The sequence below is a fragment of the Cellulomonas sp. Root485 genome (assembly GCF_001426705.1).
Lineage (GTDB): Bacteria > Actinomycetota > Actinomycetes > Actinomycetales > Cellulomonadaceae > Cellulomonas.
Window position 1 is genome coordinate 741,880 of record NZ_LMFC01000001.1, and the last position, 15,045, is coordinate 756,924.

At 75.2% G+C, this 15,045-nt stretch carries 13 protein-coding genes; 8 read left to right on the forward strand and 5 right to left on the reverse strand.

Annotated features, from left to right (window positions below; genetic code table 11):
* Positions 1-22: 22 nt before the first annotated feature.
* Positions 23-3,556 carry a glycosyltransferase gene (locus ASD16_RS03530; protein WP_055912879.1) on the forward strand — a complete coding sequence of 1,178 codons (3,534 nt, stop codon included), beginning with the start codon at positions 23-25 and terminating at the stop codon, positions 3,554-3,556.
* Positions 3,553-5,184, forward strand: coding sequence for a DUF5719 family protein (locus ASD16_RS03535; RefSeq protein ID WP_157453778.1), 1,632 nt, complete (start codon positions 3,553-3,555; stop codon positions 5,182-5,184). Before ASD16_RS03530 ends, ASD16_RS03535 begins: the two co-directional genes overlap by 4 nt.
* A gap of 1 nt (position 5,185) precedes the next feature.
* Here the strand turns inward: ASD16_RS03535 and ASD16_RS03540 are convergent, their stop codons facing one another.
* Entirely contained in the window at positions 5,186-6,061 is an 876-nt protein-coding gene (locus ASD16_RS03540) for a glycosyltransferase family 2 protein (RefSeq protein ID WP_055915655.1), read from the reverse strand.
* Between the two features lie 40 nt (positions 6,062-6,101).
* Positions 6,102-6,599: a metallopeptidase family protein gene (locus ASD16_RS03545; protein ID WP_235523093.1), complete on the reverse strand. Its 498-nt coding sequence runs from the start codon at positions 6,597-6,599 to the stop codon at positions 6,102-6,104.
* Positions 6,600-6,674: 75 nt separating this feature from the next.
* Between ASD16_RS03545 and ASD16_RS03550 the strand changes: the two genes are divergently transcribed.
* From ASD16_RS03550 to ahcY, 5 genes are all read left to right on the forward strand, one after another.
* Positions 6,675-7,046, forward strand: coding sequence for a DUF3499 domain-containing protein (locus ASD16_RS03550; RefSeq protein ID WP_055912888.1), 372 nt, complete (start codon positions 6,675-6,677; stop codon positions 7,044-7,046).
* Position 7,047: 1 nt separating this feature from the next.
* Entirely contained in the window at positions 7,048-7,323 is a 276-nt protein-coding gene (locus ASD16_RS03555) for a hypothetical protein (protein WP_055912891.1), read from the forward strand.
* Positions 7,324-7,381: 58 nt separating this feature from the next.
* Positions 7,382-8,845, forward strand: coding sequence for a phosphomannomutase/phosphoglucomutase (locus ASD16_RS03560; RefSeq protein WP_055912894.1), 1,464 nt, complete (start codon positions 7,382-7,384; stop codon positions 8,843-8,845).
* The gene (locus ASD16_RS03565; protein WP_055912895.1) at positions 8,845-9,048 is read left to right on the forward strand and encodes a Trm112 family protein; all 204 of its coding nucleotides are present in this window, start codon (positions 8,845-8,847) and stop codon (positions 9,046-9,048) included. Before ASD16_RS03560 ends, ASD16_RS03565 begins: the two co-directional genes overlap by 1 nt.
* A 153-nt stretch (positions 9,049-9,201) precedes the next feature.
* Positions 9,202-10,683 carry an adenosylhomocysteinase gene (gene ahcY / locus ASD16_RS03570; RefSeq protein WP_055912896.1) on the forward strand — a complete coding sequence of 494 codons (1,482 nt, stop codon included), beginning with the start codon at positions 9,202-9,204 and terminating at the stop codon, positions 10,681-10,683.
* A 13-nt stretch (positions 10,684-10,696) separates the two neighbouring features.
* Here the strand turns inward: ahcY and ASD16_RS03575 are convergent, their stop codons facing one another.
* Positions 10,697-11,512 carry an RDD family protein gene (locus tag ASD16_RS03575; RefSeq protein WP_055912897.1) on the reverse strand — a complete coding sequence of 272 codons (816 nt, stop codon included), beginning with the start codon at positions 11,510-11,512 and terminating at the stop codon, positions 10,697-10,699.
* A 50-nt stretch (positions 11,513-11,562) separates the two neighbouring features.
* Here ASD16_RS03575 and ASD16_RS03580 point away from each other — a divergent pair, with 50 nt between their 5' ends.
* On the forward strand, positions 11,563-12,552 hold the full coding sequence (locus tag ASD16_RS03580) for a stage II sporulation protein M (RefSeq protein ID WP_055912903.1): 990 nt from the start codon (positions 11,563-11,565) through the stop codon (positions 12,550-12,552).
* 2 nt (positions 12,553-12,554) lie between these two features.
* On the opposite strand, the gene ASD16_RS03585 is transcribed toward ASD16_RS03580, so the two are convergent.
* Together ASD16_RS03585 and ASD16_RS03590 are read right to left on the reverse strand one after the other, a co-directional pair.
* Entirely contained in the window at positions 12,555-13,718 is a 1,164-nt protein-coding gene (locus ASD16_RS03585; protein ID WP_055912907.1) for a winged helix DNA-binding domain-containing protein, read from the reverse strand.
* A gap of 33 nt (positions 13,719-13,751) precedes the next feature.
* The gene (locus tag ASD16_RS03590; RefSeq protein WP_055912911.1) at positions 13,752-15,044 is read right to left on the reverse strand and encodes a DUF58 domain-containing protein; all 1,293 of its coding nucleotides are present in this window, start codon (positions 15,042-15,044) and stop codon (positions 13,752-13,754) included.
* Position 15,045 lies beyond the last annotated feature (1 nt).

Consider the following 15,045-nt stretch of genomic DNA (forward strand, 5'->3'; position numbering starts at 1 on the left):
GCGACGGCATGATGTTCCGAGCATGACTGACACCCTCCTGCCGGTGGACCTGCCCACCGCGACCTCCTCCACACCGGTGACGACGCCGGTGTCCGCGGTCGTCGTCACCCGTGGCCGGACCCCGTACCTCGCTGCCACCGTCGCGGCTCTCGCGGCCCAGACCCGCCGACCGGTGCGCGTCCTGCTCGTCGATGTCTCCGACACCGGCGACGAGGCGGTCGAGCAGCTCCTGCACAGCGCGTTCACCGCCGCGGGCGGCTCCTCGATGCCGGCGCTGCGCGTGGTGCGCACGCCCGGCGCGCGGACCTTCGGGCACGCGGTCCGACGCGCGCTGGAGGCCGACGACGGCCTGGCGACCACCTGGCTCTGGCTGCTGCACGACGACAGCGCGCCCGCGCCGACCGCGCTCGCGGAGCTGGTGCGCGCCGTCAGCCACGCCCCGTCGGTGGGCGTGGCCGGCGTCAAGCAGCGCACGTGGACCGACCCGGAGCGGCTGCTGGAGGTCGGCCTGCGCTCCTCCCGGTCCGGCCGGCGGATGACGGACGTCGAACCCGGCGAGCTCGACCAGGGCCAGCACGACGGACGTGAGGACGTGCTCGGCGTCGGGATCGCGGGCGCCCTCGTCCGGCGGGACGTCTGGACCGACCTCGGTGGCACCGACCCGCTCCTCGGCCCCTTCGGTGACGGGTTCGACCTGTCCCGGCGCGCGCGGCTGGCGGGGCACCGCGTGATCGTCGTGCCGTCCGCTGTGGTCCGGCACGCGCAGGCCGGGTACCTCGGGCTGCGCTCGGACGCGATCGAACCCGGCAGCGGACCCGTCGACCGGGACGGGGACGGCGAGGACGACCGCGCCGACCCCCGCCGGTCGTTCGCCGCCCGCCGTCGGGCGCTGGTGCACAGCCGGCTGGTCTCCGCGCCGCTGCCGCTGGTGCCCGTCGTCGCCGTCGCGGCGCTGCTCGGCGCCGTGCTGCGCGCGTTCGGCCAGCTCGCTGCCAAGCAGCCCGGCCTGGCGGTCGACGAGCTCCGGGCCGCGCTCGTCGCACTGGCCCGACCGGACGGCATCGTCCGCTCGCGCGTCCGCTCCACCCGGAGCCGTCGCGTCCCGCGCCGCGCGCTGCGACCGCTGCAGGCCGGCTGGCGCGACGTGTGGTCGCAGGCCCGGGACCGGCGTCTCGCGCGGGCCGAGGCACGGCGCGTCACCCAGGCGCCGAGCGAGCTCGAGCTGCGTGAGCTGGCTGCGCTCGCCACCCGCCGGCGCATCGCGCTCGCCGTGGTCGTGACCGTGCTCGTCGCCGCGGCGGGGGTCGGGCTGGGTCCGCTCGTCGCCGCTGCCTTCGGGGGAGCGGGGCTCGTCGGCGCCGCACTGCTGCCCACCGGCGCGGACCTCGGCGCGCTCTGGTCCGCGGCGACGTCGGGCTGGGTCGCCGACGGGCTGGGCGGCCCCGGGCCCGCTGATGCGCTGCTCAGCGCGCTGACCGTCCCGACCGCCCTGGCTGGCGGCTCGTCGTCCGCCGCCGTGGCGCTGCTGCTGCTCGGGTCGGTCCTGCTGGCCGGCCTCGGCGCCTGGGCGGCCGCCGGTGCCGCGACGCGGTCGGTCGGCGTGCGGGTGTGGGCAGCCATCGTCTGGGCGGGCGCCCCCGCACTGCTCCTGGGCCTCGGCGACGGGCGGCTCGGCGCGGTCGTCGCCCACGTCACCCTGCCCTGGGTCGCCCTCGGGCTCGCCCGGGCTGTCGGCGTGCAGCGGGTGGACCAGGTCCTGTCGGGCGTGGCGACCGCGAGGCGCGCCGACGACGACCTCGACCAGGTCGACGTCGAGACGCCGGTCCGCGGCACCCCGACCGTGCCGACACCCAGGGTCTCGGGCGACGCTCCCGCGCAGACCACGAGCGACCCGGCCCTGCCGGAGCGGGTCGGCGCGCCGGACCCCACCGGGTCCATCGCCGCGGCGGCCGGCGCGTCGATCGCGTTCGCCCTGGCGGTCGCGGCTGCGCCCGGCCTGCTCGTGCCCGGCCTGCTCGCGCTGTGCGTGGTGGCACTGTGCGCCCCGCGCCGCCGCGGTCGGGTGCTGCTCGTGGCCGTGCCGGCGCTCGTGCTGCTCGGGCCCACGCTCGTCGAGGCGGCCGGACGCGGCCTGGCGGGCTGGCGGCTGCTCGTGGCCGACCCCGGCCTGCCGAGCGCGTCTCCGGCCGCCGACCCGGTGAGCCGGCTGCTCGGCGTGCCGACGGACGCCTCCTCGCTCGTCCCCGACGCCCTGCCCGTGCCGGTCGCCGCCGTGTGGCCGGTCGCGCTCGGCGCGGTCGTGCTGGTCCTGGCCGCGCTCGCGCTCCTGCGTGGCGCGCCGGTCGCCCGAGCGGTCCGCGGCGCGTGGCTCGTCGCGGTCCTCGGGGTGGCGACCGCGACGCTCGTCGCCGCGATCCCCGTCGCGGTCTCGGACGGGGTGGTCGCCTACGGCTGGGCCGGTCCCGCGCTCTCGCTCGCCGGCGTCGGGTTGCTCGCGGCAGCGGTCCTCGGCGCGGACCACCTGCGCGAGCGCCTCGCGGCCTACACCTTCGGGTGGCGGCAACCGGTCGTCGCGCTCGTGACCGTCGTGGCGGTCGTCGTGCCCGTCGTCTGGCTCGGCTCGTGGACGTGGCAGGCGCGCAGCGGGGATGCCGTCGCCCTGCGCGCGGTCGAACGTGCGATCGTGCCCGCGGTCGGCCAGCAGGCGCAGGCCTCCGCGCTGTCCTCGCGGGTGCTCGCCGTCAGCATGGAGCCCGCCGCCGACCCCGCGGACGGGTCGACCGTGACGTGGCAGCTGATGCGCGCCGACGGTCCGCAGCTGGTCGACCAGGCGGCGGCGGAGTCGACCCGCACCCTGCAGGGCGACCTGATAGAGCCCGACGTCGCGGCGGACGACGCCGCGACGCGCGAGGTCGACGAGCTCGTGGCCCGCCTCGCGTCCGCCGCGACCGGTGACGTCGCGGGCGAGCTGGCCGCGCTCGCCGTCGCCGACGTGGTCGTGCCTCCCGTGCCCGAGGACCTCGGCGGGGTGACGCCGCAGGTCGCCGCCGCACAGCGCGAGGAGCTGGTGAGCCGGCTCGACTCGACGGCCGGGCTCGAGCGGGTGACGCAGAACGCGACCGGGACGCTGTGGCGCGTGCAGGCGACGACGCCGCTCGACACGGCCGCCGGGAGCGTCGCCCCCACGGTCGTGCCCTCCTGGGCGCGGACCCTGCCGTCGACGGCGGACGTGACCGACCCGGCCGCCCCGGCCGTGGCGGTGGCGTCGGCGGACCGTTCGGTCGACACCGTCGTGCCCGCCGGCGAGGCGGACCGGCTGCTCGTCCTGGCGGAGCGTGCGGACGCGCACTGGCACGCCACGCTCGACGGCCGTGCGCTGCGGTCGGTGGACGGCGGGTGGCGGCAGACGTTCGCCCTCGGGGCCGACTCCGGCGAGCTCGTCGTCCGGTACGACGACCCGGACCGCGGTCTCTGGCTCGTCCTGCAGGGACTGGTCGCGCTCGTGACGATCCTGCTGGCGGTGCCGGTCCGCCGGCGTCGGGGGGTGCGCACGTGAGCGGGGCAGGCACGGCAGGCGTGCGACAGGTGTGGCTGGGGCGGCTCGCCCGGGCCGTGTCCGGACTGGCCGTCCTCGGCCTGACCGTCGCCGTGGTCGTCGCCGGGGCACGGGTCCCCGAGAAGGACCTGGACGGCGTCGCGACGACCGTCGTGCCCGTCCCGCCCACCGCCTCGACGCTCGTGTGCGCCGGGCCCCTGATCCAGCCGGACGACACGGGCCGCGGCGACTCGGCGTTCGACCCCACGCCGGTGGACCCGGTCACGACCGTCACCGTGGTGACCTCCGTCCCGGACCGCGACGGCAGCTCCGCCGGGACGGTGGCGCCGCTCGACCGGTCGGCCGTGACCGCGACGCTCGCACCCGGGGGCACCGCGGCGGTCGTGCCGGACGTGACGGGACCGCTGGTGGTCCGTGCCGAGCCGGGGAGTGCACCCGCCCGGGAGGCCGCGGCCAGCGCGGGGCTGGTGACCGACGGTGACCTGCGCGGGCTGGCGGCTGCATCCTGCCAGCAGCCCACTGCGGACGCGTGGCTGCTCGGTGGCGCCACCGACCTGTCCAGCACCGCGCAGCTCGTGCTGAGCAACGCCGGCTCGACCCCGGCCGAGGTCACCCTCGCGATCTGGGGCCCGTCGGGCCCGGCGGACCTCACCGGCGAGCGGTTCCTCGTGGCGCCGGGCGCGCAGCGGGTGGTGGTCCTCGGGGGCATCGCCGCCGAGCAGCGACGGCTCGCGCTGCACGTCTCCGCCACGGGCGGGCGCGTCGGCGTGCACGTCCAGGACTCCGCGATCGACGGCTTCACGCCGGCAGGCACCGAGCTGGTGGTCCCCGGCGCCGCACCGGCCCGGCGCCAGGTGGTCCCCGGGCTCGCGGTGGTCGACTCCGCCGTGGGTGACCTGTCCGCGCCGGCCCTCCGGCTGCTGGCCCCGGGGGAGACCGGCACGACCGCGCAGGTCACGTTGCTCGGCCCCACGGGGGTCACTGAGCTGCCCGGAGCCGCGTCGGTCGCGCTGGCGCCCGGCGAGGTCACGGACGTGCCCCTGGGCGGTCTCCCCGCCGGTTCCTACACGGCGGTCGTCGACGCGGACCAGCCCGTGCTGGCCTCCGCCGTGGTGACTCGCCCCGGCGCCGTCGGTGAGCTGGACGACGTGCCGAGCGTCGAGCGAGGCTGGGCGGCATCCACCGCGGTCGGACGCAGCGGCGTCGTCGCGGTTCCTGCGGGCACCCGGGGCACGCTCGTCGCGGGGGCGGTCGCCACGGGCGCGGACCCGTCGACGGGCGGCAGCGCGATGGCCACCCTGCGGTTCCTCGGGGCCGACGGCTCCGTGCTGGCCGAGCGCCGGCTGCGGCTCGACGCCGGCACGACGGGCGCTTGGTCCGTCGACCAGCTCGCGAGCGGGACCGGTGACGTCGTCCTCGCCGCGGCCGCAGGTCCGGCCGAGCCGGCGGGCGTCGTGGGCGTGGACCTGGTGACCGACGAGGGCGCTGCCGTGGGGATCGCCTGGGCGCTCGTCGCCGAGGCGGACGAACCCGACGGCGTCCTGGTCTCCGTGCTCGACCCGGTCCCGGTGCCACGCACGTCCCCGGACGTCGCGGTCCGGGAGGACCCGCGGCTCGGCACCCGCTGAGTTACCCCGCGGCGCGCAGCTCCGCCCGTTCGCGCAGCCGCAGGCCGAGGACCGCCGCCTGGCGCACCGGCCACTGGTACCAGCGCGGGTACCGGCGGCGCACGTAGCGGGCAGCGCTCGCGTGGTGCGCGGAGATCATGGGCGCCGGCTTGGCCCGCCACGATGTGCCCCCGACGTGCGTGACCTGCACCTGGGGGACGTAGAGGTTGGTCCAGCCGGCGCGACCGAGCCGCTCGCCGAGGTCGACGTCCTCAAAGAACATGAAGTAGCCGTCGTCGAACCCGCCCACCGCCTCGAACGCCTCGCGCCGCAGCAGGAGGCACGCCCCCGAGAGCCACCCGGCGGGTCGGCGCGTCGCGGCGTCCTGCTCGTGCGCGCGGTACCGGCGGGTCCACGGGTTGCCGGGCCAGATCCGCACGAACAGCGCGTGCCCGGCCCCCTGGGTCAACGACGGCAGCTCACGCGCCGACGGGTAGAGCGTCCCGTCGGTGTTGAGCAGCGCGGGACCGATGGACGCCGCGCGGGGGTCGGACCGGCCGGCCTCGACGAGCGCGTCGAGCGAGCCCGGCTGCCACTCGATGTCCGAGTTGGCGACGACGATCCACGGTGCCGTCGCGCCGGTCGCGCCCACGTTGGCGCCGCCCCCGTAGCCGAGGTTCGCGCCGGAGCGGACGAGGACCGCCCCGACCTCGTCGGCCACCTCCTGCGCGACCGTGTGGTCGGTCCCGTTGTCGACGATCACGAGCTCGACGGTCGCGGTCGACGCGGTGGCCAGGGTCCGGGCGAACGTCGCCAGCTCGTCACCGGGGTGGTAGACGACGCACACCACGCGGATGTCGGGACGGCTGGTGGGCGGGACGGGGAGGGAGTCGGTCATCGTGCGGACAGGGTAGTGGGGCGTCACCCCCACCAGGTACTCAGCCCGCGTCGCCGTACCGCGGGTCGACGTCCTCCGGAGAGCGACCCAGCAGGTGGGCGACCTGCTCGACGACGACGTCCCGCACGAGGTCGGCCAGGTCCAGGGGGTCCGTCGCACGGGACTCCACGGGCCGGCGGTACACCACGACCCGGGCGGGGAGACCCGCGTCCGGGGGGAAGTACCGGCCCAGGGGGACGCCGCCGTGCTCCCACGGCGCGGGGTTGGACGGGGGCACGTCCTCGACGGCGAACTCCGTGCCCTGCAGCTGACGCGCCCAGGTGCGCTCGATCCGCTCGACGGCGTCGAGGACGAGGTCGTCGAACCGCTCGGCCCGGGTGCGGTACGCAGGCATGGTGCTCGGCATGAGCGGCCCCCGGGGCCCGCGACCGCGCCGGTCACGGCGACGCACGGGGACCACGGCGGTCGTGGGGAGAGCGACCGAGCGGCGGCCGATGCCGGGGGGCCGGCGGGCGGGCGGGGGCGGTGCTGAGCTCACCACTGCACTGTAGATCGCCGACGGGGGACGGCGTGGGGGACACGGCCTGTCGCCCCTCGGGGGTACGGTCAGCGCGTGAGATCCGTGAGGCAGTGCTCGCGCACGGCGTGTGGCCGTGCGGCCGTGGCCACGCTGACCTATGTGTACGCCGACTCGACCGCGGTGCTGGGCCCGTTGGCGCAGCACGCCGAGCCGCACTCGTACGACCTGTGCGTCGAGCACGCCGAGCGGCTCACGGCCCCGCGCGGGTGGGAGGTCGTCCGGCTCACGCCCGAGTTCTCGCCCGCGCCACCGAGCCGGGACGACCTGCTCGCGCTGGCGGACGCCGTGCGCGAGGCGGGCAGGCGCACCGAGCCGGAGCCGCCTCCGCTGCCGGAGGCCGTCGGAGCGGTGCTGAACGAGGCGCCCCGACGCGGGCACCTGCGCGTCCTGCGGGGCGAGGGCTGACGTGGCCCGCCGCAAGGGGGAGGCCGCCCGCGCCCGCGCCGAGCGTGCGGGGGAGCCGCTGGGCTCCATCAGCCAGCCGTCCGGACCGGGTGTGCCCGGCACCGCTGCGTGCCTGCGGTGCGGCGAGACGGACCTGACCCGGATCCGCATGGCGCTCGCGGACGGTCGTCAGGTGGTGTTCGTCTCGTGCCCGGCCTGCGAGCAGCGCAACTGGTTCCCGCTCGACGGAACCGGCGTGCCGCTGGACCGTGGAGACGTGGTCGGCCCGGACGCCTGACCTGCTGCGCGACGTCGGTGCCGAACGTCGCGTCCGGCTGCCCGGGTAGCATGGCCGCGTGACCTCCCCTGCAGCCGACCGTGTCGATCTGTCTGCCCTCATCAAGGCCTACGACGTCCGGGGTCTCGTCCCCGGTGAGCTGAACCCGGCGGTCGCTCGCGCGATCGGCGCCGCGTTCGCCGACGTCGTGGTGCTCCCCGAAGCGACGGACCGCCCTCGGGTGGTCATCGCCAACGACATGCGCCCCTCCGGGCCGGAGCTCGTGGCGGCGTTCGCCGACGGGCTGGCCGCCCGGGGTGTGGACGTCCTGCGGATCGGTCTGGCGTCGACGGACGGTCTGTACTTCGCGTCCGGTTCCCTGGGCATCCCCGGTGCGATGTTCACGGCCAGCCACAACCCTGCGCAGTACAACGGGATCAAGCTGTGCCGCGCCGGCGCTCGCCCGGTCGGCCAGGACAGCGGGCTGACCACGGTCCGTGAGCTCGCCGGCGACTACCTCGCCGGCTCCGTGCCCGAGGTCGAGACCGCTCAGCGAGGGACCGTCGAGGACGGTGACCTGCTCGCCGAGTACGCCTCGTTCCTGCGCTCCCTGGTGGACCTGTCGGGCATCCGCCCGCTGAAGGTCGTCGTCGACGCGGGCAACGGCATGGGCGGGTTCACCGCACCGGCCGTCCTGGGCACCGGCGCCGGGCTGGCCGAGCTGCCGCTCGACATCGTGCCGCTGTACTTCGAGCTGGACGGCACGTTCCCGAACCACGAGGCCAATCCCCTCGAGCCGGAGAACCTGCGGGACCTGCAGGCGGCGGTCGTCGAGCACGACGCGGACCTCGGTCTCGCGTTCGACGGTGACGCGGACCGCTGCTTCGTCATCGACGAGCACGGCGACCCGGTCAGCCCGTCGGCGATCACCGCGCTGGTCGGTCTGCGGGAGGTCGAGCGGGAGCGCGCCGCAGGCCGTACGCCCACGGTGATCCACAACCTGATCACGTCCCAGGTGGTGCCCGACCTGCTCAAGGCCGCCGGCGCGACCACGGTGCGCACCCGCGTGGGCCACTCGTTCATCAAGGCCGAGATGGCGAGCAACGACGCGGTCTTCGGTGGCGAGCACAGCGCGCACTACTACTTCCGCGACTTCTTCTTCGCCGACACCGGGATGCTCGCCGCGATGCACGTGCTCGCGGCCCTCGGCGGTCAGCCGCACCCGCTGTCCGCTCTGTCCGAGCAGTTCCAGCCGTACTCGGCGAGCGGGGAGATCAACTCTCGGGTCACCGACGTGGCCGCCGCGCGGGCGCGGGTCGTCGAGGCGTACGTGACGCAGGAGGGTGCCGGGCCGGTGCAGGTCGACGAGCTCGACGGCCTCACGGTGTCGCACTGGGACGGCCACCCGCAGTGGTGGTTCAACCTGCGCGCCTCCAACACGGAGCCCCTCCTGCGGCTGAACGTCGAGGCGGCCGACGAGGACATCATGGAGAAGGTCCGCGACGACGTGCTCGCGCTCGTGCGGCAGGACGGCGAGGGCTGATGACCGGCTCGGGGCGGTCCTTGGAGCCGTGGGCACGGGAGCTGCTGCGCTGCCCCGTGACGGGTGCGACGCTCGTCGACGGGGTAGGTCCGGACGGCGAGCCGACTCTCGTGTCGACCGACCCGGTCAACCCGCTGGCCTACCCGGTGCGGGACGGGATCCCGGTGCTGCTCGTGGACGAGGGCGTCCCGGTCCGGGGATGACGAACGCGCTGTGACGCCGCTCACGCGGGGCTAGCATGGCCCGGACGGCGTGGGTGATGCCCGCAGACCGAGAGGGGTCGCGCCGGCGCGAACGATCAGGGCGAGAGCCCTGCTGTGTCGCGCCCGCTTCCGAATGCGCACCCCAGGAGTGAGATGTCCTCTTTCGATGAGGCCCCCGGCCAGTACAAGGTCCGCGACCTTTCCCTCGCCGAGGCCGGTCGTCACCAGATCCGCCTCGCCGAGCACGAGATGCCGGGCCTCATGGCCCTGCGCACCGAGTTCGGCCCCACGCAGCCGCTCGCAGGCGCCCGGGTTGCAGGTTCCCTGCACATGACCGTGCAGACCGCGGTGCTCATCGAGACGCTCGTCGCGCTCGGCGCCGAGGTCCGCTGGGCGTCGTGCAACATCTTCTCCACGCAGGACGAGGCGGCTGCGGCGGTGGCCGTCGGCCCGCACGGCTCGGTCGACGAGCCTGCCGGAGTGCCTGTGTTCGCGTGGAAGGGCGAGTCGCTCGACGAGTACTGGGAGTGCACCGAGCAGATCCTGGTGTGGCCCGGGGGCACGGGCCCGAACATGATCCTCGACGACGGTGGCGACGCGACGCTGCTGGTGCACAAGGGCGTCGAGTACGAGGCCGCCGGTGCCGTCCCGTCCGACCCTGGTCCGGGCGAGGAGGGGTACTCCGAGGAGTACCTCGTCATCCTCGGCACGCTGCGCCGGTCGCTCGCCGCCGACCCGCAGCGGTGGACGTCGATCGCCGCGCAGATCAAGGGCGTCACCGAGGAGACGACCACGGGCGTGCACCGCCTCTACCAGCTGGCAGAGGCGGGCAGCCTGCTGTTCCCGGCGATCAACGTCAACGACTCGGTCACCAAGTCGAAGTTCGACAACAAGTACGGCATCCGGCACTCGCTGCCCGACGGGATCAACCGCGCCACGGACGTCCTCATGGGTGGCAAGGTCGCGTTCGTCGCGGGTTACGGGGACGTCGGCAAGGGTGCGGCGGAGGCGTTCCGTGGCCAGGGTGCGCGCGTGATCGTCTCCGAGGTCGACCCCATCTGCGCGCTCCAGGCGGCGATGGACGGCTACCAGGTGGCGCGCCTCGACGACGTCATCGACCAGGCCGACTTCGTCATCACGACGACCGGGAACAAGGACGTCGTGTCGGCGGCCCAGATGGCCCGGATGAAGAACAAGGCCGTCGTCGGGAACATCGGGCACTTCGACAACGAGATCGACATGGCCGGCCTGGCTGCCGTCCCTGGCATCACCCGTACGGAGATCAAGCCGCAGGTGCACGAGTGGACGTTCCCCGCTGACGACTCGGGCTCGGAGCGCTCGATCATCGTGCTCTCCGAAGGGCGCCTGCTGAACCTGGGCAACGCGACCGGGCACCCGTCGTTCGTCATGAGCAACTCGTTCTCCAACCAGGTCATCGGCCAGATCGAGCTGTTCACCAAGCCCGACGACTACGCCCGGGAGGTCTACCGGCTGCCCAAGGTGCTGGACGAGAAGGTGGCGCGGCTGCACCTCGACGCGCTCGGGGTCCGCCTGACGGAGCTGACGAAGTCGCAGGCCGAGTACCTGGGCGTCGACGTGGCCGGGCCGTACAAGCCCGAGCACTACCGGTACTGAGCCCGCAGACCCCTCAGTTGGCCGGGTCGGGGACGCCGTGGGGGAGTCGGTGCAGCTGCGACGACTCCGCGGCGTCCCGCTGTCCGGTGCGCAGCCGTGCCGTGAGCTCGCGGTCCCGCCGCTCGGCCAGCACGGCGGCCAGGAACGCCTCAGGGTGGGTGCCCAGCGGGGGCAGGGGGTTGACGTAGCGCTGCACCTCGGCGGTCAGCTCGGAGCCCAGCTGCACACGTGAGGCCGGGTGCAGCGAGGTGGCGCGGCTCAGGAACTGGCGCACGGACAGGGCGAGGCCGTCCGGCAGGCGGGCGAGGTCCGCGGAGTGCGCCCACCCGGCGAGCTGCGGCGGCATCATGACGGGGGCCCGCACCTTGGCCGCGCCGCGCACGCGCACCGCGTAGGTGCCCGCGAGGATGTCACCGACGCGCTTGCCCTGCGGGTGCACGATCGAGCAGATCAGGGCGATGGTGCCGAGCGTGAGCCACAGCTCGACGATGCCGACGAGGGCGCGGACGAGGGACTGCCGGAAGAGCAGCGGACCGCCGTCGTCGCGCACGATCCGGATGCCCGTCGCCAGCTTGCCCAGCGACCGGCCGCGGGTCAGGGTGTCGATGGTCGTGGGCAGCACGATCGTGATCGTCGCCACCAGCACGATGCCGAGGATGCGGAACAGCTCCTCCGAGGCGGTCGGGACGAGTGCGCCCACCGCGATGAGCAGGACGAACACCCCGACGCCCAGCACCAGCAGGTCGAGCAGGGCCGCGAGCAGACGCGTCGCCGCCGAGGTGGGGCGGGCGTCGAGCAGCACGCCTTCGCCCGTGAGGATGCCGTCCATGCTGGGCAGGTTAGCCGGTGCCGGCCCGCCGGGATGGCAGGCTGTGCGCCATGGACCTGGACGCCTTCGAACGAGCCCGCGCGACCGACTGGGCGCGGCTCGACGAGCTCGTCCGGCAGCGCCGCCGCACCGGCGCCGAGGCCGACGAGCTGGTGCGCCTCTACCAGAGCGTCGCCACGGACCTCTCGAGCGTGCGGTCCGCCGCTCCGGACCCCGAGATGGTGACCCGGTTGTCGATGCTCGTGGGGCGGGCCCGGGCCGCCATCGCGGGCACGCACGAGCCGAGCTGGCGTGACGTCACCACCTTCGTCGCAGTGGCGCTCCCCGCGGCCCTCTACCGCATCCGGTGGTGGACCGTCGGCGTCACGGTGGCCTTCCTCGTGCTCGGAGTGACGGCCGGCGTCTGGGTGGCGACGCAGCCCGACGCGCTCGCGTCCATGGGGACGCCCAGCCAGCAGCAGGAGTACGTCGACAAGTCGTTCGCGGAGTACTACGCGCCCGGTGCGGGCTTCGCGACGATGGTGTGGACCAACAACGCGTTCCTCACCGCCGTCTGCATCGCCACCGGGATCACCGGTATCGGCCCCGTGTGGTTCCTGGCCAACAACGCGATCAGCGTGGGCGCCACGGGCGGCATGATGGCCGCGCACGGCCACCTGGACGTGTTCCTCCAGCTCATCGCACCCCACGGTCTGCTCGAGCTGACCGCCGTGTTCGTCGCCGGGGCGGCGGGCCTGCGGATCTTCTGGACCTGGGTCGACCCGGGCCCCCGCACGCGCGGCACGGCACTCGCGCAGGAGTCCCGCGCCCTGTTCACGGTGGCGATCGGGCTCGTGGGCGTGCTCGCGGTGTCCGGTCTGATCGAGGGGTTCGTCACGGGGTCTGCCCTGCCGTGGGCCGTCAAGGTCGGCATCGGGATCGTCGCGCTCGTGGCGTTCTGGACGTACACGCTGGTGCTCGGTCGTCGGGCGGTCCGGGCGGGGCACACCGGGGACCTCGAGGCGGACCGCGCGGGCTACGTGCTGGCGACCGCGGGCTGACGTCAGTCCGGCTCGACCACGACGACCCGGCGCTGGTCGGCCGTCGAGGCCATGAGCTCGACGAGCGCCTCCGCCTCCGCCTGGAGCTCGTCGCGCTGCTCGGCGGTCGGACGCGCGAACGGCCGCACCGTGAGCGTCACCGGTCCGCGCACCTTGGGGTCCCGGGGGACGTCCCAGGTGCCCGCGACGCGTCCGTCCAGCAGGAACGTCGCCGGGACGACGCCGTTCGGGCTGGCCAGGTACGGGCGGTGCTCGGGCGAGATGATCCGGGTGCGGTCGGCGTGGCCGAGCAGGACGTTGTCGTAGTCGGCCAGGAAGCGCACGGGCGCCCGGACGTCCGGGTCGGGCAGCGGCAGCCCGGGCAGGTCGAGGACCTCCCGCTCGCGCACGGCACCCGGGGACGGTTCGGCGCGGTACCGGACCAGGTCCAGGCGGTCCACCACGGCGCGCATGCCGGTGAGCCCCGACCAGTTCTGCAGGTCCGCGACGGACGCCGGGCCGAACGCGGCCAGGTAGCGCCGGACGAGCCGCTCCTGCTCGGCGGCGAGCACGCCCGGGTCGGTCAGGTCGGGAGCAGCGGCGGCCTGCTCCGGGCCGAACCACGTCCAGGCCGTCGTCCACGTCGTCGCGCCGGACCGCCCCCACACGCCTCTCGGCGGGACCTGGACGAGGGGCAGCGTCCCGCGGGCCGCGTAGGCGAGCGTGCTCGGTGCGACGTCCGGCCACCGCTGCGCGAGCAGACGGCCCAGCTCCGTGGTGACACGCGGCTCCTCCTCGACCAGCGCCCTCGCGGCGGCAGTGACCTCGGTGACGTCGAGCGTGCGCAGCGCTGCACTGTGCTGAGCGTTGACCAGGAGGTCCTTGGCGTGCAGCGGGGCGACCAGGCCCGGCAGCAGCAGGGCGTCGGCCGCCGTGACGAGGTGGATCGTGCTGCGCATCACCGCGATCCGGGTGACGGACCGGTCCCAGAAGGCCGCAGCGAGCTCCTCGGTGCGGAACCCCGCGACCCGGCTCCACAGCCCGACGTACGGCGACCACGCGTTCTGCGCCTGCAGGCCCACCAGATGGTCGACCATCTCCAGCCCGGACCCGGGGCTGCGCTCGAGCAGGTGCTGGCGGGCGAGCAGCGCGCGGTTCAGCTGGGGACGAGTGAGCAGGTCGGGCACACCGGGAAACCTATCCGGAGCCCCCGACGCCCGTCAGAGCCGCCCGGCTGCCTTCAGCGCGATGTACGTGTCGGCGAGCCGCGGCGCCAGGTCGTCGGGCAGCGCGTCGACCACCTCGGCGCCGCGCTGGCGCAGCCGGACGGCCACGGCCGCGCGCTCGAGGCCGACCCGCTCGGCGGCGGCCGCGTCGAACACCGCAGCGGCACCGGTGCGAGCCGTGCGCAGAGCGTCCACCTCGGGGTCGGACACCGACGCGAGCACCACCTGGTGCCGATCGGTGAGCTGTGCGGCCACCCCGAGCAGACCCTGTTCGACCGCGGACGGGTCCAGCGCGGTCAGCAGCACCACGAGGGCGCGCTGGCTCAGCCGCTGACGGACCTGCGCGACGACGCCCGGCCAGTCGGTCTCCACCAGCTCGGGCTCCACCAGGGCGAGGGTGTCCGCGAACGCCGCCATCACGCGCGCGCCCGTCGCGCTGGCCACCCGGCCGCGCACCCGGCGGTCGAAGACGAGGAGCTCGACGCGGTCGCCCGCCTTCGTGGCGAGCGCAGCGAGCAGCAGCGCCGCCTCGATCGACGCGTCGAGGCGGGGGGCGTCCAGCACGCGCACGGCGGACGTGCGGCCGCTGTCGAGCACGATCAGGACCCGGCGGTCGCGCTCCGGACGCCACGTGCGCACGACGACGTCGGAGCGCCGGGCCGTCGCACGCCAGTCGATCGCGCGGACGTCGTCGCCGATCACGTACTCGCGCAGCGAGTCGAACTCGGTCCCCGGGCCGCGCACCTGCACGGACGCCCGCCCGTCCAGCTCCCGGAGCCGCGCGAGACGGCTGGGCAGGTGGCGTCGCGAGGCGAACTCCGGCAGCACCCGCAGCCGGCCGGGCACGGTCAGCGAGGCCTGGCGGCCCGCGAGCCCCAGGGGTCCGAGCGCGCGGATCGTCACCCGGTCCGCGTGCGCGTCGCCGCGCCGGGTGGGCACGAGGACCGTCCGGACGCGCGCGCCGTCCCCGGGCCGCACGTCCACCCGGTGCCGGTCCGACTGCGCCCCCGTCGACGGGGGCCACGCGTCGCGCACGAGCGCCCGGAGCCGGCGCGTGCTCCGGTTGGTCAGGGTGAGCGTGGACGTCGCCGGCTCGGTGAGGCGGACCGAGGCCGGCACCTCGCGACGGATCGCGACCTGCCGGGGGGACGCGGCGAGCGCCACGTCCACGACGCACGCGACCACGACGAGCAGCGTCCACAGCAGCACCGTGCCGCCGGCGGGCACGAGCAGCACCACCGGCAGGCCGAGCGCGGAGAGGACGACCGCGCGCCAGGTGACGGCCACG